The sequence below is a fragment of the Streptomyces sp. cmx-18-6 genome (assembly GCF_046548915.1).
Lineage (GTDB): Bacteria > Actinomycetota > Actinomycetes > Streptomycetales > Streptomycetaceae > Streptomyces.
This window is the reverse complement of the sequence record NZ_JAEBEP010000011.1, coordinates 88378-105876: the sequence shown is the minus strand read 5'-3', so window position 1 is coordinate 105876 and position 17499 is coordinate 88378. Positions and strand designations below refer to the sequence as shown.

Here is a 17499-nt window from a genome sequence, read left to right as displayed (position 1 = left end):
GCGCCGCCCGACCGCACTCCCCGGCGACCCACACCCCGGCACGACACCCGATACACCCGTAAAGTCCGTAAAGCCGAGAAGAGCACCAACCCACCAACCCACCAACCCACCGACCACACGACCCAACGACCAGCGGAAGGCGGCACCGGCATGGCAGGCACGATCCTCATCACCGGAGCGGGAACCGGATTCGGCAAGGAGGTCGCGCTGCGCCTGGCCGCGGCCGGGCACGACGTCATCGCGGGCGTGGAGATCGTCGCCCAGGTCACCGCCGTACGCGAGGCGGCGAAGGAGCGCGGCGCGCGGCTGCGGGTGGAGAAGCTCGACGTCACCGACCCCGACGACCGCGAGAACGCCTGGGCCTGGGACGTGGAGGTGCTGCTCAACAACGCGGGCGTCTCCGAGGGCGGCTCCACCGTGGACATCCCCGCCGACCGGCTGCGCCGCCAGTTCGAGGTCAACGTCTTCGGGCCCGTCCTGCTGACCCAGGGCTTCGCCCGGAGGATGGCCGCGCGCCGCAGTGGCCGGATCGTCTTCATGTCGTCCGTCGCCGGGCTCACCGTGGACCCGTTCACCGGGGCGTACGCGGGCTCGAAGCATGCCGTCGAGGCGTTCGCGGACGCGCTCGACCAGGAGCTGGCCGAGTTCGGCGTCACGGTCGCGACCATCAACCCCGGCCCGTTCCTGACCGGCTTCAACGACACGATGTTCGAGACCTGGAAGCAGTGGCGCGACGACCCGTCCCAGCGGCTCTTCGACTACTCGAAGATCGCGTTCCCGCACGAGCAGTACGATCCCGAGCCGGTGTACGACAGGACGGTCAAGGTGCTCCTCGGCGAGGACCCCCGCTACCGGCACGTGCTCCCGGCCGGGATGGAGCCCTCGGTACGGGACCAGGTCGCCGCACAGTGGGAGCGCCGGCTCAACGACGGTTCACGGCCCGAACTGGTCGAGAAGTCCTTCACCATCGCCCCGGCCACTCCCGTCGAGCGCTGACGGGACTCCGTACGGGGGCAGCACCGTCCCGTACGGAGTCCTGGCCTGATACATCGTCAACTGACGCTCACCGCAGACCCGTTACTCGTACCGGTACTTCAGCGAGTCCGCCTCCACCTGCTCGATGTCCGCGATCGTCAGTTCCGGCAGCCGCAGTTGGGCGAGCGTCACCTCGGCCGAGGTCGGCTGGGCGTCCGCCGACAACCACTGCTCCGGCTTCCAGGCCCCGCTGCGCAGGAGCGACTTGGGGCAGTGCGGATAGACCTCCTCGATCCCCACCACCAGCGCACTGGCCGGCGGCTTGCCCACGGCGGTCAGCTGCGACAGCAGCTCCGGACGGGTGGAGACCACGGCCCGGCCGTTCACCCGCAGGGTCGTGGTCCGCCCGGGGACGACGAACAGCAGCCCGGCCCGTCCGGTGGCGATGACGTTCTGAAAGGTGTCCAGCCGCTTGTTGCCGGTCGCGTCCGGTATCGCCACCGTCCGCGCGTCCAGGACGGCGACGAACCCGGCCGGGCCCCCGCGCGGGGAGACGTCGCAGTTGCCCTCGGCGTCCGCGCTGGCGACCAGGACCAGCGACGAGCAGCCGATCAACCGCCGCGTCTGATCGGTGAGTTCGGTGATCTGCTTGCGCACGGCGGCGTCGCTGGGGAGTTCGTAGACCCGGCGCAACGCCTCCTGATCGCGCACGGCGTCGAGGCTGAGCGAGTCGAAGGCACTGCCGGTGAGGGGTGTCGTCATGCCTCCGACCCTATGGGGGCGGACCCGTCCCCTTCCCTTCCTTCTACGCGGGGAACAGGTGCGGGTACTCCCCCGCGAGCGCCGCCTCCACCGCCGCTTCGTCGGCGGCGGCGTCCACGATCTCCCACCCGTGGCCGGAGGGGTGCCTGGCGAACAGTCCGCACGAGCTCTCGCCCCGGGCGTCGGGCGCCACGCACCACAGCAGCCCGGCGAGGTTCGTGCCGTTCGCGTTCCAACGGGCCCAGACGGCCTCGTCGTTCGCGTCGTCGTCCCACAGCATGGCCGCGTGGTCGCCCTCGTGGCCCTCACCGAGTTCGCAGAGTACGTGTCCGGCTTCCGGCGGGCTGCCGGGAGCGGCAAGTCGGACCACGTGCTCCGGGGGTGGCAGCAGGGCCGAGGCGGTGCATTGCTTCATGGGGCGGAATCCTCTTCACAGTTCGATGGGATGAGATGAGGGGGTACGGTCACGGGTCGCCGGCCGCTGTCAGGGATCGGCGATCAGCTCGCCGAGGGGGTCGGTCACGGAGAAGGAGTGCGCCCCCGGGTGGTGGTCGAAGTACACGCACCCGATGGTGGTCCCGGTGGCCAGGTGGCGGAGGACGGCGGGGCACACGGGCAGGACGTCCAGCCGGTGGACACGGCGTGCGCCGGAGCCGGTCCACAACAGCCACAGGTCCCGGTCGTCCCGGGTGTCGGCGGTCCAGATGTGGGCCGCGTGCTCGGTCGACTCCTCGTGCTCGCCCAGCTCGCACAGCCGGAACTCCGCCGGCTCCACGACGTCCCGCGCGTGCACGGGACCGCCCTCCATGGTGGCGAGGGCCAGAAGCGCTTCGAAGAACGGTACGTCGGTCACGGCGGTGCACTGGAGCACGTCAGGTCTTCTCTGTGTGATGCCGGGGAGGGACGGGCGGTACGAAGCCGGGCGACGGGCAGGCCGTTCTCTGCGTTCAGCCGGTCGCGCATGCGCTCAGGTGCTGCTGCCCGCGGCCGCTCCGGAGGGGCTCCGGCAGACGGCGGATGCCGGGCGAGACACGCCGGGGACACGGGCCATCCGGCCAGGGTCACGCACAGTCCGACAGCGGGGTCGACCACCGTGAGCAGCGCCGGCGAACCCGACTCCAGGGCCCGTATCGCGTGATCCTGGCGCTCGTCGTCACCCGCCCACGCCCGGAGCGCTTCCGGGGCGTCGGAACCGTGAAAGGTCACCTGCCCCACGTCTCTCGCCCGCAGCCAGGAAGCAGCGGTCGGCAGGTCCCGCCCGTGCCCTTCCGCGAGCCGCAGCGCCTGCCTGCGCAGCCACCGGAGGACGAGCCGACGATGGGGCACGACGATCCCGCCGAGCGAGAGGGTGCGTCCACCGGCCGTCGCGGTGACCCCGGCCACGTACACCTCGTCCCTCATGCGGCGCGCTCGCCGCTGTCCGGGGGAACCACCAGGCTCCGCAGCCGAGCGGCCGCCGCCTCGACGGCGTGCACCATCGCCTCGCGCTCCGCATCCCGGTCCGTGATCGCCGCGTCCAACTCCGCGAAGAACAAGGCCCGGTAGGCCGGGTCCGACTCGATGCGCCGCAACTCGGCGCAGGGCGGGCCGTGTTCGGCCGCCGCGCGCGGAGTGAGGGCCTGCGTGAGCCGGGGGAAGCGCAGCCGCAGACGGATTTCCGCCGCCCCCAGGGCGAGGGCGACGCGCACCGACAAGCGGGCCAAGGGCTTCGGCGACCTGCGGGCCCTCACAGCACTTCCCCGCGACTGCGCGCGTTCATCCGCGCGATCTTGGCCCGCAGTTGCTCCATGAGCAGCGCGGGCCGGACCCGCCGGGGCTCCGCCTCCCACTCGGTCCCGCCGCCCAGCGGGCGCAGCGACCAGTAGGGGCCGGCGACCCCACGGAACTCCCCCACCCGGTCCCCGTGACCGGTATCCACCACGAGGGTGCCGGGGGCCGGCGGGTCCGGGGGCTCATGGGTATTCGGGCAAACGTTCTGACCGCACACTTTCGCTCCTCTCTGTAGCCAAACGACTACCGGGGGGACCGAGCGTGGCCTACTGTCGATACGTCTTCAACGTGGCGGATTTGGGGGGTACGTTGGTAAACCGTAAGGAACTGAACCCTGACGCAGGCCCGAAAGCGGCCTACGGAGCGCGTTTGCGCAAGGCACGCGAGGCACGGGGCTGGAAGCAGGACGACCTTGGCCAGCGGATCGGATACACGGGGCGTCATGTCTCGGGCGTGGAAACCAGTAACAAGCCGCCAACTCGCAAGTTCTCGATCGGCGTTGACGTCGCACTCCAGTTCGTGGGGACGGCAGAGTCGTTCGAACGCGAGTGGAACGAGATCAAGTACGGCGTGCTGTTGCAGGGGTTCCCCGAGTACCTGGCACTGGAGGGCAAAGCAGCTGAGATCAGACTGTTCGAGTCTGGCGTGATCCCTGGTCCGCTTCAAACACTGGAGTACGCGCAAGCGCTGGCCGATGGTGCTGTCAAGCGAGGCGTTATCACCCGCGAGAAGGCAGACGAAGAGGTCAGGCTCCTCGTGGAGCGTCAGGCGGCATTGACTCGGTCCGTACCGCCCATGCTGATCGCGGTGTTAGACGAGAGCTGCATCCGTCGACCGATTGGCGGACCAGGCGTCATGGACGCGCAGTTGCAGCATCTGATCGACTTCGCCGGACAGTCGAACACCGTCCTCCAGATCGCCCCGTACAGTCTCGGTGAGCGCCGCCCTTTCTATCGGCAGGTGAACCTGCTGACCCTTCCGGACCGGTCCGTGGTCTCCTACGTCGAGTCGGAAACGCAAGGGCATCTGGACCGCGAACTGGCCTCCGTATTGCCGCTGGTGAGGAGCTACCATCAGCTACAGGCCGCGTCTCTGTCGCAGGCAGAATCCGTGGATGTGATCCACCAGCTTCGAAAGGGCACCCCGTGACGACGACCGACACCACAACCCCGTACTGGGTCAAGTCCTCCTACAGCGGCAACGGCGGCACTTGCGTGGAGTGGGCCCCGCGCACGGCGATCGCCACCGGCATCGTCCCCGTACGCGACTCGAAGAACCCCACCGGCCCGGTCCTCAGCGTCCCGGCCACCGCGTTCTCCGCCTTCGTGACGGGCGTCCGGGCCGGGGACTTCGGCACCGTCTGACCGGCCCCACCCCAACACCGCCCCACCGTGCCGAGCGCGGTGGGGCGGTGGCGTTGAAGCTGCCTCCCCTGCACGGGCCATCAGCCTCTGGTGGCAAGACCGCGTCAACTCGTATATTCAAGAGGAACCTTGAAGACGTGTCGGGCCTGATGGCCCGATGTTCGACCGGCTTGACCCACTGCTCCTGGTCCCACATCATCCGGTTGCGAAAGGGCACCCCGTGACGACAAGCGAAACGACGACCCCGTACTGGATCAAGTCCTCCTACAGCAACAACGGCGGCACCTGCGTCGAGTGGGCCCCGCGCACCGCGTCCACCACGGGCATCGTCCCCGTACGCGACTCCAAGAACCCCGGCGGCCCGGTCCTCAGCATCCCCGCCGCCGCGTTCGCCACCTTCGTCACGGGCATCCGCACCGGGGACTTCGACACCGTCTGACTCGGCCTGCCCGCCAGAGGCTTGGGGCACTCGCCGACGTCGTGCATCTGGAACCTCGCCATCAGCCCCTGGAGATCGCACCCACCGCATACGCAGCGGCCGAGATGAGACAGGCCCCGCCCACCCCCAGAAAGAGGACCCGGGTGACCGACTTGGCGACCACCGCGTTTCGCTCGTCCTGTCGCGCCGCGATCATTCTGCCCTGCGCCCGGGATGCATAGATTCCGATGGCGACGAACAGCACTCCGAGCAGGAGGAGCACGAGAACGGCAATCATGACGGGTCTCCTGATCTGAAATTGCCTGTTGACAAAGCCTTCGGCGGCAAAACTCCCGAATTCCGTCGCTGCGTAGCGGGCTGTGAAAGGGTGGAGGCCGGTGAGATCCTGGTAGCTGTCCGCGAATCGGTAGGACTGCGCCAGCGGTTCACTCGCGTCGGCGCAATGCACGCCGCGGGGGCTGTAGGCATAGGTGTTGTTGGCCTTGGCGCCCGCTTCGGCGGCCAGTGTGACGACGCTGCCGAGTGCGTCGGTGAGGTGATAGTGATTCTTGCCCGGCGGGTCATGGAGTTCAGGGTTCCCCCGGGTTCGCGGTTGAATCCCGTGTCCACTCCGGCCGTTGAGGTGCGGTGCCGGACGCCGTGACCTCGGTCATGACCCGCCGGACACCCCCTAATACTCCAGCCGTAGATCGTGATCTTGCTGCTGGGGCGACTGAGAGACGGGTACGGCCACCGCTGATCATCGGTGTGTGAAGACTGAAGATCATGTGGTGGCCGCAGGTCGCAGCGTAGACCCTGCCCGCTGGCAGGAGGCGTTCGAGGCCCTGATGGGTCGGATCGCGGGCCGATTCGCGCGGGTTGAACCCCGGCGCCGGGTGCGGGACTTGGTGCTGGGGCTGCTGTCGGACCTGCCGCGCAAGAACTGCTGGTCGATCGCCGAGTGGGCCGGAGAGGCCACTCCGGACGGTATGCAGCACCTGCTCGGTCGGGCCAAGTGGGATGCCGATACGGTGCGCGACGACGTGCGCGAGTACGTGCTGGAGTATCTGCACCACGAGGATGCGGTGCTGGTGGTCGACGAGACCGGGGACGTGAAGAAGGGCACCGAGACCGTCGGTGTGCAGCGCCAGTACACCGGTACCGCGGGCCGGATTGAGAACGCGCAGGTCGCCGTCTACCTGGTCTATGCGGGAGGGCGCGGGCACGCGGCGGTGGACCGTGAGTTGTACGTGCCGCGCTCGTGGACGTGTGACCCGGAACGCTGCCGGGCCGCGGGCCTGGGCGAGGACCCCGTCTTCGCGACCAAGCCGGAGCTGGCCGCCCGCATGATCGGCCGGTTCCTGGACGCCGGGCACCGCGTGGGCTGGGTCGCGGGCGACGAGGTCTACGGTGGCAACCCCTCGCTGCCCTCCGTGCTGGAAAATCGCCAGGTCGGCTACGTGCTCGCCGTTGCCTGCTCTCATGAAGTCACCACCGGCGCGGGGAAGTTCCGTGCGGACGCTCTGGCTGCGAAGCTGCCGAAGCGGGCCTGGCAGAAGCTGTCGGCCGGGGCCGGCGCCAAGGGGCACCGCTTCTATGACTGGGCCGTCATCGACCTGGTCGAAGGGTGGCCCGGCAGCCACCGGCTGCTGATCCGCCGCAACCGTACCACCGGCGAACTCGCCTACTACCGCTGCTGCTCGCCGACCCCGGTCTCCCTGGCCACGCTGGTCCGTGTCGCCGGATCGAGGTGGCGGGTGGAGGAGACATTTCAGGCCGGAAAGGGCCTGGCCGGGCTGGACGAGCACCAGGTTCGCCGCTATACCTCCTGGTCTCGCTGGGTCACCCTGGCTATGCTCGCTCACGCCTTCCTCGCCGTCGTCCGCGCCGACGAACACGCCCGCCACTCCGCCGCGGACGGACTGATCCCGCTGACCTGCAACGAGATTCAGCGCCTGTTCACGACGCTCCTCGTCCGGCCCGTACACGATGCAGCCCACCGGCTCCACTGGTCCGCTTGGAGGCGCCGCCACCAGGCCCGAGCCCAGGCCAGCCATTACCGCAGACAAGCCACGAATCAGCCCTGAAGATCACGATTCATAGCCGGGCTGCTAACGCCATTCGGCCACCAGCCACTTCCCGTCGACCTCGGAAAGCAGCAACTCGCTGATCTGGAGAGGGTTGTCATCGACGTTTATGTGTCCGAGGCTGCCGTCTCTCGGGAAGAACCGGGATGCGTAGGAGCCGGCCAGTTCGTCTCGTTCCGCGTCGCTCAAGGGGCCTATGAACGCTTCGACGGCATGCGGGCATGTGTCCTTGCGCTGGGCGGCAGCGAGTTCGGACCGCGCTGTCCGGGTCATGAGCGCGCAGGCTTCATCACCCTGCCCTGAGCCGAGGGCTTTCAGGAACGCCTTGCCGGAGTTCTCCAGAGCCCCGAGGTCGGCACGGGTCTCCCGAACCGCGGAGAAGAGCCCGATACCCGCGATCGCGAGCAGCAGGCCCAGCCCCCCATAGAACAACAGGAATCCCTTGTCCAGCCATTTCGTGCGGACCAATGTGGCTCATCCCCCGCTGCCGCAGTCTGCGCGCCTACCGGCGTGCTCGTCAGCGGAAGTGTCTCAGTACGGGACTCCTCCATGCGAGCCATACCCACGGAGGCGACGGCACACCCGAATGACGGCGACATCGGCGCCCACGACGCGGCTGGCTGATCTTCTGCCTCCATGCACCGGTGGTCACCGGTGACACGCACCGCTCCCTGACCGCCACCGCCACCGCCACCGCCACCGCCAGCAAAATCACGATCTACGGCTGGAGTACTAAGGGCTGTCCGCCCGGAGGTTCCGAAGGCAGATGATGCCGCAGGCGAGTTGTCGTAGTCCGAGGTGGAGATCAGCACGCATCTCGCAGCGGATCCGGAGTCTCTTGAACGATGTGGTGTTTGCTTCCTGGGCGGCCCCTGTCGACGGGCGATGGTCCGGTGTGAGCTCCCCCTTTCAGACTGAGGACGTATGAGCCGTCGATGGCACAGTCGTCCATCTCCAGGAGTCCGGCCTTTCGCAGCTCGGCGAGGATCGCAGCATGCAGGCGTGGCCAGACGCCGGCCTCGGTCCAGTCCCGTGGACGACGCCAGGCTGCACCCGTGCGCAGGACGAAGAGGATGCCTGCCAGGGTGGTGCGGTCCGTCTGTCCGGCGTCGTCCCGGATGCCGATTCCGCCGCTGCGGAGGGGGTGGCAGAATCGGAGCGATGCGGGCCCACAGGTCGTCGGGCACGAGATCTCTGATCACGTCGAGATCGTGGCGGAAGAAGCCCGACCAGCGGGTCTGTTCACCAGCGAACTCGCTTGATGAGTGTGAGCGGACAGCAGGGATTCTGCAGCGCCCCGTGATCTGAAGCCCGACTTCTTGCTACTTGCTCGTTTCTGAGACTGGGGTGGGCGAACGTGCTCGTGGTTCTTGTTCTGGCAGCCGGGGCTGTCGTGTGGGCGGTAGCGCTGTCGGTGTCTGACGTTCGGGGTCGGCAGCGGCGGATCTCTCTGGAGGTCCCGTGTTCCGGGTACGGGCCGGGCCGGTTCTCCTCGGATGAGACGCGTTATCACTTGGGACCGGTCGTGCACGAAGGGCGCGTGATAAAGGGCTCGCTGTACGGGAAGAAGTTGCGGATCTCAGTCGGCCAGGCCGTGAAGGTGGAGCTTGACCCGCGAGAGCCGACCCTCATGTATCTGCCGGGCACCATGCCACTGTTCGCACACAAGGTGGCAGCCCTTTTGTACGGAGGGCTGGGAATGGCCCTGATGGGGGCTGCGTTGGCGATCGGCGTGTGAGCGCATCAGCATGACGGTCGGGGGTGGACCGCGGCGGTGCTCCGGCCACCACCTCCACGACGCGCTCGCTCCTGGCCGACTCTTCAGGGACGGCAGGCTCGGACATGTTTCCATCGAGAGCGACGGAGACCACGTCCGAGCCCGCAGCCAACGTCTGACTACGACGCTTCATTGTGAAACGGTCAGTTAGTGCACCCGAGCGCGCGGGCCCGCCGGCGGCACACGGTGGTGCCTCGCCTTCTGCTCGGGGGTGGGTTCCCATGTCCTCCGGCAGCCGGCGCAGTACCAGACCCACCTGTGCGGGTGGGCCGGGGCGGTTCGGCTGGTGTCTCGCCAGAGCACCCGGCCGGCCGGGCAGTGGGGGCAGATCGGCGGCAGGTCCACGGCGTCCTCCTGAAAGGTCTCGGGTCAGCGTGTCCCGGCCGTGTGGGCGGTGCGGCGCTCACTCGCCTCGGCCACCCGGACGGGTGACGGGCGGGAGCGAGCGGGCGGGCGGGCGGGCGAAGAGGGAGTCGCCGCGTTCCGTCGCTCCGTAGGATCGCGGCATGCCTGCCGAAGAACGCGTCACCCGGTCCTCTCTCGCCCGTCGCCTTCAGCCGATATCCGATCCTCGGCCGATGCCACGACCGCCCCAGCGAATCTGGTCGGGCGACGAGTGGGAGCGGATTCAACTCGGCTACGCGTCACGCGGCATGGACGAGAAGTGGAACGTGTTCACCGAGGGCGACACCGTCTTCCTGCACCGGAGCTGGACCGGCAGAGGGATCTTCGCGGCGACCTTCGCGCCGGTCGACGACGGTGGGTGGCGGATCACCGACGCCGTGGCCGAGCGCGATCCCGAGCGCTACGGCGGAACGGACGACGCGTACGACTGCGTCATGCTCGAACTGGTTCTGAGCGCCATCGTGCTGGGCGAGCCGGCGGCTGATCTCCGCGCGAAGCTCGTGGAGTCGACGAGCCGGAACACCAGCTCTGCGGATGTGCCGGCCGGGCTCGTCCAGCACAGTGCGGTGGGGTTGCGTTCGGATTCCCCGACTGATGGACGTTCCGTCCAAGGCGGCTGAGGAAGGCGGCAGGCGCATCGGGCGGCGGGCGGCGGCCCAGGGGCACGTCCCATGACGTCCCGGCGAGGCTCCCGCGTACCGCCGATGTCCCAAGCATCCGACATTTGTGCAGGTCAGCGAGGTCGGCGTCCCGGGAACGCCTCATTTGCCGTCACGTCCACCGGGACGGCTCCACCGCTCCCTAGGGTTGTTCCCGAGCGGCTCACCAGGTTGACCCGCCCCAGCCGACCCGACCCCGCCCCCAGAAGGAGCACGCCTCCATGCCCCGCACAGCCCGCAGCGCCGCAGCCGTCACCCTCGCCGCCTCCCTCGCTCTGACCGGCGCCGCGCTGACCGCCCCGGCCGCCCACGCCGCGCCCAAGATCGACGGCTTCGCCAACACCATGCACCGGGACGGCTCCAGGACCATCACGGTGCGTCTCGACGGGAAGGTCGGCGGGAAGGTCACCTGGAACGCCGACAAGCACTCCACCGGGAACAACCGCAACGGCGACACGGTCTACATCACCGACAGCGCCGGCGACGGCTACTACATCCGCGCGGAAGTCATCGTCGCCGGCACGGGCAAGAGCGTCGTCAACCACACCAGCCGGGGGCACAAGGCCCCCGTCACCGTCTCCAAGGGCAAGAACATCGCCGAGAACACCAAGCTGAAGTTCCGCGCCTGCATGGGCAAGGGCGGCTACATCCACGGCTGCACCAAGCTGTACGACGCCAAGTCCTGAACCACCACTCCGAACAGCCCGGAACAGATCGCTTCACAGACGGGGCGGGTACGGGGGGTCCCGCCCCGCGTGACGAGAGCGGGCGCAGGGGCTCCCGTTCCGGCCGGCGAACCCTGAACAACAGGTCGAGTGCCGGGGCCGGGCCTCCCGCCACGCCCCCTGCGTCACTACGGCCTCCTACTCGTCGAGGTAGAGCAGCGCCGTGATCGTCTTCTTGCACACATCGCAGTGCATGGGGGCTTCCATGCTGGCCAGGTCGCATTCGATGGACGTGATACGGTCCACGACCCCCGTTTCCGCCTCGCCCCGCCAGGCTTCATGCCACCGCGCGGTGTTGCCCTGAAGCCGTGAGATGTATCCGCGCGTCATCTCGTAGAACGCTCGTACGCCATACTCCTTCATGTAGCCCCAGTTGAATTCGAGGCTGCGGAGTACGACGGGGAACGGGTGGAGGCCCTGCGTCCGGCCCCATGTCTCCAGCACGTCCTGAACGTCCAGCCTGGTGGCTCGCTCGTTCAGGACGTCCCACATGCCGGACGCGTCGTAGTCGCTGAACACCTGGTCGAGGATGCCCGCGCAGCGCAGAAGATTGGTCTTCTTGGCGTCGAACACGCGCGAGACCTGGGCGTGCGTCTCGTCCGTGCGTTCCTTACGCGCCTTGCTGATGGCGCGGGTCAGTTCCGTGCTGAGGGCTGCCTCGTCACAGAGTGAGTCCCCGAAACTGAGCCAGGGGTCCGGAAATCCCTGCTCGGCCGTGATCTGGAAGATGCGATCGCCTTGCGTTCCCATCCGTTCCTCCTCAGAACGAGTCGGCAGCGGAAGGGGCCCGCTGCGTCAACTGGAGGGCGCGCACCGCCGGGAGAGGTCTTCGGCGGCCTGATCGAACGGGACCTGGACCTGTTCACCGCTGTCCATGTCCCGCAACGTGACGGTACCGGCTTCGCGCTCGGCCGCGCCGTAAATCACGCAGAATCTGGCCCCCTGGTCACTGGCCCACTTCATCTGTTTGGCGAATTTCCCGCTTGACCCGAGGTAGACACCCGTGCGGACTCCGGCACGGCGGATCCGGGCCGCAAGTCGGAAGCTGTCTGCGGCCTGCTCCTCGCCCATGACCGTGACGGCAACGTCAATCTGCGCATACGGGGTTCCCTCGGCCGGGGAGAGCAGGGGCAGGATGCGTTCGATGCCCAGGGAACCACCGCAGGCAGGTGCGTCCTTGCCTCCGAGACGCCCGATGAGGCTGTCGTACCGTCCTCCCGATGCGATCGACCCGGGCACGCCGGGAGCGACCACCTCGAAGATGATGCCGGTGTAGTAGTCGAGCCCGCGCACGAGGTTCGGCGTGAATCCGATGCGCTCGGCGGGGATGGTGTCCTTGGTCAGGCTCAGCAGGTGGTCAACCTCGGCCAAGCCTGCCTGACCGGTTTCGCTGGACTTCAGGCGTGTCCGGACCCGTTCGACGGCATCGGGCGCCGTGAGATCGTCCACCAGCCCTTGGGCCATCTCCTGCGACAGGCCGCGACTGGCCACCAATTCGGTCACAACGGCTTCCGGAGAGAGCTTGTCGAGCTTGTCGAGCGTGATCAGCGCGCCGGAGCCGAGCTCGTCGGGAACCTGGTACGCCTCCAAGAGGCCGAACAGGGCGTGCCGGGAGTTCACCAGGAAACGGAACTCCGGCACTCCGAGTGAGTCGAGTGCGTCGTGCAGCGCCAGGACCACCTCCGCGTCCGACAGGGGTGAGGAAGAGCCAACGATGTCCAGGTCGCACTGGACGAATTCGCGGAACCGACCCTTGCCCGGCCGGTCCGCTCGCCAGACCGGGGCGATGGCGTAGCGCTTGTACGGAGAGGGAAGCTGGCTGCCGTACGCCGCCGCCGCTCGGGCCAGGGGGACGGTGAGGTCGTAGCGCAGTGCGAGATCAGCTTCTCCGCTCGCCTCGTGCTCGCCGCGCCGGAGGATCTTGAAGATCAGTTTGTCGCCCTCGTCTCCGTACTTGCCGGTGAGGACGTCCAGCCGCTCGAAAGCAGGGGTCTGGAGCGGCTGGAAGCCGTAGCGGGTGAACACGGTGCGGATCGTTGCGAACGCGTGCTCGCGCCGTTCGTATTCGGCTGCGAGGAAGTCGCGGGTCCCGGATGCGGGGTCGAACTGCTTCGAGGAGGCCATGCGGGCTATAGTCCCGGACGCCAGTGGCCGAGGGCAAAACGCTTGCGCGGCTCTGCTCATGGGCGCGTTGCGCAGCCCGCGAGCGCAGGCGGGAGAAGGCCGCGACCAGGGTCCGCCGCGTCACATGCGGAGTGTGACCGCATCCGTCCGACCATCTGATCGGAGTCGACTGATCGGAGTCGACGTTGACGCCTTCCTCCTCCGGACCTTCTATCGCGACGACGAGGACGACCTGTCGCGGATGCCGTCCCTGACCCTTGACCTCCTCGACATCCGAGGAGACCAGGAGGAGCGGGAATCGGCCACCCTGACCCCGGAGACGACGCACTCGGCAGACAGGGCGCATCTGGTGGGGGGTCCTCCCCCTGGAGCCCGGACGGCATCGGCTGTACTGGTCCTGCGGCGACTGGCCCGGCATCATCGCCTCGGACGCCGCGACCTCCGACAGCCCCGAAGGACTGCGGAAGGTCGCCGCCCACAGCCTGCCCGATGTGGCTCGCGCGCGGCCTTCGGACGATCCGTACTGCTGGAAGACCGCTCCACTGTTGGAGTCCTGACCTCGGCGCCGGCCTGATGACAACCCGAGGTTGTCGACGTACGCGTATTACCGGCGACGGCCCTTGCGTGAAAGGAACCAAGAGAGGGCCGGAACCGAGGCGATGGCGAAAATGAGCATCGCGGAAGTGCGCGATGCCGCGGAGATTCCGACGACCAGACCGATGGCGAGAAACACGAGAACGACGCGGAGGACAAGAGCCAATTGGCGTTTGTCCACCCGGTTCCTCGCGGATGTCAACGGTTTCCCTTTCGGCGGATCACGAAAATGAGCACCAGCGAGACGATCGCCACGACCAGAGCCGCCCACCAGGCAGCCGTGACAGCCAGAGCGTTCGGGGAGAAGACGACGAGACAGATCACGGCGATGGAGGAGATGAGGACGAGGACGGGACGCTGTGCCTCGTTCATGGCTGTCGCCCTCCCTTCCACAGGTCGTTGAACCAACGTGCCCCCAGGATGCCGGTTGAACCCCTGTCCGCGACACGCGTGGCGGCGATCCGTACGTCGGCCGGAGAAAAAGTCGGGCGAGGATGTCGAGAACCCGCAACCGGCTCCGTCCCCGTAGTGAACGCGACAGTGAACACGACCGGAACGACCGCCGCGCGACCCCCACGGGCCGCCCGCACCGAGGAGAAACCCATGGCCAAGTACCTGCTGCTCAAGCACTACCGGGGCGCTCCGGAGGCCGTCAACGACGTGCCCATGGACCGGTGGGCGCCGGAGGAGGTCTCGGCGCACATCCAGTACATGAACGACTTCGCCGCCCGGCTGGAGAAGAGCGGGGAGTACGTCGACGGGCAGGCGCTCGCTCCCGAGGGCGCGTGGGTCCGGTACGACGGTGAGGGGCGGCCGCCGGTCACCGATGGGCCGTTCGCCGAGACCAAGGACCTGATCGCCGGGTGGATGATCATCGACGTCGACACGTACGAGCGTGCCGTCGAGCTGGCCGGAGAGCTGTCGGCCGCCCCCGGCGCGGGCGGGAAGCCGATCCACGAGTGGCTGGAGGTGCGCCCGTTCCTGACCGCGCCGCCCACCATCGCGGAGTGACGTGACCGATGGACGAACCACTGCTCCGGAGCCTGACGCCGGGCGTGCTCGGGATCCTCGTCCGCCGCGGAGCCGACTTCGCGGCGGCCGAGGACGCCGTGCAGGACGCGCTGATCGAGGCGGTGCGGGTCTGGCCCGCCGATCCGCCGCGCGACCCGAAGGGGTGGCTGGTCACCGTGGCCTGGCGGCGGTTCCTCGACGCGACCCGGTCGGACGCCGCCCGTCGTCGGCGCGAGGAGCTCGTGGACGAGGAGCCGGGGCCCGGGCCCGCGCCCGGGGCGGACGACACGCTCCAGCTCTACTTCCTCTGCGCCCACCCGTCCCTGACGCCCTCGTCCGCCGTCGCGCTCACCCTGCGCGCCGTGGGCGGACTCACCACCCGCCAGATCGCCCAGGCGTATCTGGTGCCCGAGGCGACGATGGCACAGAGGATCAGCCGGGCCAAGCGGACCGTGTCCGGTGTGCGGTTCGACCGGCCCGGCGACGTCTCCACCGTGCTGCGCGTCCTCTACCTGGTCTTCAACGAGGGCTACTCCGGCGACGTCGACCTCGCCGCCGAGGCCATCCGGCTGACCCGGCAGCTCGCGGCCGCCGTCGACCACCCCGAGGTGGCGGGGCTCCTCGCCCTCATGCTGCTCCACCACGCCCGGCGCGCGGCCAGGACCACCCCGGACGGCAGCCTGGCGCCGCTGGCCGAGCAGGACCGGGGGCGGTGGGACACCCGGGCGATCGCGGAGGGCGTCGGGATCCTCCAGGCGGCCCTGGCCCGCGACCGGCTGGGCGAGTACCAGGCCCAGGCCGCCGTCGCCGCGCTGCACGCCGACGCGCCCACCGCCGGGGAGACCGACTGGGTGCAGATCGTCGAGTGGTACGACGAGCTCGCGCGCCTGACCGACAGCCCGGTCGTCCGGCTCAACCGCGCGGTGGCCGTGGGCGAGGCCGACGGGCCGCGCGCCGGTCTTACCGCCCTCGCGGAGCTGGACGACGCGCTGCCCCGGTACGCGGCGGTGGCGGCGTACCTCCATGAACGCGACGGCGACCTCACGACGGCTGCCCGGCTGTACGCGGAGGCGGCCCGCAAGGCCGCCGACCTGGCCGAGCGCGACCATCTGATCCGTCAGGCGGCCCGGCTCAACAGCGGCCGGGGGCGGTGAGGCCCCTGCCGGTCCCGCGCCCTGGCCAGGGAGGCCCTCAGCCCCTGGCCAGGGTCTCGTCGAGGAGCGGGAGCAGGCGCTCCCCGTGCTGCTTCAGCCCGCCGGCGTCGCTCAGGATGCGTTCGGTGGTGTGCGCCTCGATCGGGATCAACAGGTCCGTCAGGGCGTCCGCGCCCCGTCCGTCACCCGCTCCAGCCCGTAGAAGTCCGCCACGCACCCGCCCGGCCAGTAGGTGGCCCCGCCCCGGCTGAAGGGCTCCAGCATGCTGCTGATGGGGAGGCGTTCGTACGGCATCACCCGCTCGCCGTTCGCCGCCCCCTCCCGCAGCCGCCGGTCCTGCGCGTCCCACTTCTCGGCGCGCGCCCGCATGGTGGCGTCCAGGTTGAGCAGCGAGACGGCCGGGCCGAAGCAGACCAGGACGCAGAGCGCGGCGCACACCGCCTTCAGCGGTGCGGTACGCCGCGTCCCCTGCCGGACCGCGAGGCCCAGCAGCATGCCCAGGCCGACGAGGAGGATCACGTACAGCAGGAGGTAGTCGTTCCAGAGCCGGTTGGCGCTGGGGTCGCTCACCCGGTCCTGGAACACCGGGTAGGCGATCACCGTGCAGAGGTAGCCGGAGACGAGCAGCGTGAGCAGTCCGGCCCAGGCCAGCAGCGGCCAGTGGGCCGGCGGGGCGGGGGTGCGGCCGTCCCGGCGTCCGCACAGCAGGCCGAGGAGCACGCCGACCGCGACCACGCCGACGTACTGCCAGGTGGTGACCACCGTGACGGTAATCTCCGCGAAGGCGCGCAGCGAGGCGGCGAGCGAGTCGGGGGCGAGCAGCGAGGTGGTCTGCGCCCCGAACCGCTCCCGGCGGTGGGTGGAGCCGGGCGAGGTCATCAGGACGAGCGCGCCCGCCAGCGTTCCGGCGATGCCCGCCCCGCACCACAGGCGGACGAACGCGCGGGCCGGGGCGGGGACGAGCCGGCCGCTCAGGAGCAGCGTGGCCAGCAGCACCATCACCACCACGATCGCCGTCTCCTCCGAGAGGGTGGCGAGGAAGGCCCCGGCGAGCAGCGCGACAGCGAGGGCGGCCACCCGGCCCCGGCGGGTGCGGGCGAGCAGGAGCGGGATCAGGGCGGCGCAGGCCAGGACCGGTGGCAGGGTGTGGGAGACCGAGGCGGCGGGCCAGTAGAACGTCTTGTACGTGTTCGGCGTGACGAACAGGAAGGTCCCGGTCACCATCGCCGCGACCAGCAGCGGCAGCCCGCGCGGCACGGTGATCGCGCCCCGGCGGAGCGCCACGACGGTCGCCGCCCAGAGCACGGCGAGCACCAGCACCCCGCTGACCAGGGGGTACCACTGGTGTCCGGCGACCTGGAACTTCGCGTAGGAACCGACCAGCATCGCGTTGGCGACGCGCCCGTTGTCGTCGAAGTAGAACTTCCCGACCAGGCCGGTGATGCCGTCGTCCCGTACGGCGGGCAGGAAGCACCAGTCGTCGGCGCTGGGCCGCACCCACCGCCCGAACCAGGAGGCGGCGGCGAGCAGGGCGAGCGGCGGGAGCGCGAGAGCGGTGACCCAGAGCGAGGTCCACGGCCGCCGGCCGCGCCCCCGCTCCTCCTGCCGGACCTCGCCCGGGTCCGCCGGATCGTCCGGCACGGTGGTTCCCGGGGCGCGGTCGGTCATCCGTGT

General features: G+C 69.3%; 21 protein-coding genes and 2 pseudogenes. 10 read left to right on the top strand and 13 right to left on the bottom strand.

Annotated features, from left to right (window positions below):
• Window positions 1-150: 150 nt before the first annotated feature.
• Window positions 151-996: an SDR family oxidoreductase gene (locus tag ACLJPL_RS24655; protein WP_411083103.1), complete on the top strand. Its 846-nt coding sequence runs from the start codon at window positions 151-153 to the stop codon at window positions 994-996.
• An 81-nt stretch (window positions 997-1077) separates the two neighbouring features.
• On the opposite strand, the gene ACLJPL_RS24650 is transcribed toward ACLJPL_RS24655, so the two are convergent.
• The 6 genes and pseudogenes from ACLJPL_RS24650 to ACLJPL_RS24625 form a co-directional block, all read right to left on the bottom strand.
• On the bottom strand, window positions 1078-1737 hold the full coding sequence (locus tag ACLJPL_RS24650; RefSeq protein WP_411083102.1) for an MSMEG_1061 family FMN-dependent PPOX-type flavoprotein: 660 nt from the start codon (window positions 1735-1737) through the stop codon (window positions 1078-1080).
• Window positions 1738-1780: 43 nt separating this feature from the next.
• Entirely contained in the window at window positions 1781-2152 is a 372-nt protein-coding gene (locus ACLJPL_RS24645) for a hypothetical protein (protein ID WP_411083101.1), read from the bottom strand.
• 69 nt (window positions 2153-2221) lie between these two features.
• On the bottom strand, window positions 2222-2590 hold the full coding sequence (locus ACLJPL_RS24640) for a hypothetical protein (RefSeq protein WP_411083100.1): 369 nt from the start codon (window positions 2588-2590) through the stop codon (window positions 2222-2224).
• 161 nt (window positions 2591-2751) lie between these two features.
• Window positions 2752-3138: pseudogene (locus tag ACLJPL_RS24635) on the bottom strand (hypothetical protein); the annotation flags it as partial.
• Window positions 3135-3467, bottom strand: coding sequence for a hypothetical protein (locus ACLJPL_RS24630; RefSeq protein ID WP_411083099.1), 333 nt, complete (start codon window positions 3465-3467; stop codon window positions 3135-3137). The pseudogene ACLJPL_RS24635 and the gene ACLJPL_RS24630, both read right to left, overlap by 4 nt.
• Window positions 3464-3724, bottom strand: a complete 261-nt coding sequence (locus ACLJPL_RS24625) for a hypothetical protein (protein ID WP_411083098.1) — start codon at window positions 3722-3724, stop codon at window positions 3464-3466. Before ACLJPL_RS24625 ends, ACLJPL_RS24630 begins: the two co-directional genes overlap by 4 nt.
• A gap of 92 nt (window positions 3725-3816) precedes the next feature.
• On the opposite strand from ACLJPL_RS24625, the gene ACLJPL_RS24620 reads away from it, so the two are divergent.
• The 3 genes from ACLJPL_RS24620 (at window position 3817) to ACLJPL_RS24610 (ending at window position 5310) form a co-directional block, all read left to right on the top strand.
• A complete protein-coding gene (locus ACLJPL_RS24620; RefSeq protein WP_411083269.1) occupies window positions 3817-4656 on the top strand; it encodes a helix-turn-helix domain-containing protein in 840 nt (279 codons plus the stop codon).
• Window positions 4653-4871, top strand: a complete 219-nt coding sequence (locus ACLJPL_RS24615; RefSeq protein WP_411083097.1) for a DUF397 domain-containing protein — start codon at window positions 4653-4655, stop codon at window positions 4869-4871. Before ACLJPL_RS24620 ends, ACLJPL_RS24615 begins: the two co-directional genes overlap by 4 nt.
• 220 nt (window positions 4872-5091) lie before the next feature.
• The gene (locus ACLJPL_RS24610; RefSeq protein WP_411083096.1) at window positions 5092-5310 is read left to right on the top strand and encodes a DUF397 domain-containing protein; all 219 of its coding nucleotides are present in this window, start codon (window positions 5092-5094) and stop codon (window positions 5308-5310) included.
• 61 nt (window positions 5311-5371) lie between these two features.
• On the opposite strand, the gene ACLJPL_RS24605 is transcribed toward ACLJPL_RS24610, so the two are convergent.
• Window positions 5372-5758, bottom strand: a complete 387-nt coding sequence (locus ACLJPL_RS24605; protein ID WP_411083095.1) for a hypothetical protein — start codon at window positions 5756-5758, stop codon at window positions 5372-5374.
• A gap of 379 nt (window positions 5759-6137) precedes the next feature.
• Between ACLJPL_RS24605 and ACLJPL_RS24600 the strand changes: the two genes are divergently transcribed.
• Window positions 6138-7376, top strand: a complete 1239-nt coding sequence (locus ACLJPL_RS24600; RefSeq protein WP_411083268.1) for an IS701 family transposase — start codon at window positions 6138-6140, stop codon at window positions 7374-7376.
• Window positions 7377-7400: 24 nt separating this feature from the next.
• Here the strand turns inward: ACLJPL_RS24600 and ACLJPL_RS24595 are convergent, their stop codons facing one another.
• The gene (locus tag ACLJPL_RS24595) at window positions 7401-7844 is read right to left on the bottom strand and encodes a hypothetical protein (RefSeq protein WP_411083094.1); all 444 of its coding nucleotides are present in this window, start codon (window positions 7842-7844) and stop codon (window positions 7401-7403) included.
• 373 nt (window positions 7845-8217) lie between these two features.
• Window positions 8218-8578 (bottom strand): annotated as a pseudogene (locus tag ACLJPL_RS24590) (transposase); the annotation flags it as partial.
• A gap of 155 nt (window positions 8579-8733) precedes the next feature.
• On the opposite strand from ACLJPL_RS24590, the gene ACLJPL_RS24585 reads away from it, so the two are divergent.
• From ACLJPL_RS24585 to ACLJPL_RS24575, 3 genes are all read left to right on the top strand, one after another.
• Window positions 8734-9114, top strand: a complete 381-nt coding sequence (locus tag ACLJPL_RS24585; RefSeq protein WP_411083093.1) for a hypothetical protein — start codon at window positions 8734-8736, stop codon at window positions 9112-9114.
• Between the two features lie 617 nt (window positions 9115-9731).
• Window positions 9732-10178, top strand: a complete 447-nt coding sequence (locus ACLJPL_RS24580; protein WP_411083092.1) for a hypothetical protein — start codon at window positions 9732-9734, stop codon at window positions 10176-10178.
• Window positions 10179-10438: 260 nt separating this feature from the next.
• Window positions 10439-10903 carry a hypothetical protein gene (locus ACLJPL_RS24575; protein WP_411083091.1) on the top strand — a complete coding sequence of 155 codons (465 nt, stop codon included), beginning with the start codon at window positions 10439-10441 and terminating at the stop codon, window positions 10901-10903.
• Window positions 10904-11080: 177 nt separating this feature from the next.
• Here ACLJPL_RS24575 and ACLJPL_RS24570 read toward each other — a convergent pair whose 3' ends face one another.
• The 3 genes from ACLJPL_RS24570 to ACLJPL_RS24560 form a co-directional block, all read right to left on the bottom strand.
• Window positions 11081-11692 (bottom strand): hypothetical protein, encoded by a 612-nt coding sequence (locus ACLJPL_RS24570; RefSeq protein WP_411083090.1) that lies wholly within the window; start codon window positions 11690-11692, stop codon window positions 11081-11083.
• 45 nt (window positions 11693-11737) lie between these two features.
• Window positions 11738-13066 carry a histidine--tRNA ligase gene (gene hisS / locus ACLJPL_RS24565; protein WP_411083089.1) on the bottom strand — a complete coding sequence of 443 codons (1329 nt, stop codon included), beginning with the start codon at window positions 13064-13066 and terminating at the stop codon, window positions 11738-11740.
• A gap of 792 nt (window positions 13067-13858) precedes the next feature.
• A complete protein-coding gene (locus ACLJPL_RS24560) occupies window positions 13859-14032 on the bottom strand; it encodes a hypothetical protein (RefSeq protein WP_411083088.1) in 174 nt (57 codons plus the stop codon).
• Window positions 14033-14263: 231 nt separating this feature from the next.
• Between ACLJPL_RS24560 and ACLJPL_RS24555 the strand changes: the two genes are divergently transcribed.
• Together ACLJPL_RS24555 and ACLJPL_RS24550 are read left to right on the top strand one after the other, a co-directional pair.
• Window positions 14264-14671, top strand: a complete 408-nt coding sequence (locus ACLJPL_RS24555) for a YciI family protein (protein WP_411083087.1) — start codon at window positions 14264-14266, stop codon at window positions 14669-14671.
• 8 nt (window positions 14672-14679) lie between these two features.
• Window positions 14680-15825, top strand: a complete 1146-nt coding sequence (locus ACLJPL_RS24550) for an RNA polymerase sigma factor (RefSeq protein WP_411083086.1) — start codon at window positions 14680-14682, stop codon at window positions 15823-15825.
• A 159-nt stretch (window positions 15826-15984) separates the two neighbouring features.
• Here the strand turns inward: ACLJPL_RS24550 and ACLJPL_RS24545 are convergent, their stop codons facing one another.
• A complete protein-coding gene (locus ACLJPL_RS24545; protein WP_411083085.1) occupies window positions 15985-17493 on the bottom strand; it encodes a DUF6056 family protein in 1509 nt (502 codons plus the stop codon).
• Between the last annotated feature and the right edge of the window lie 6 nt (window positions 17494-17499).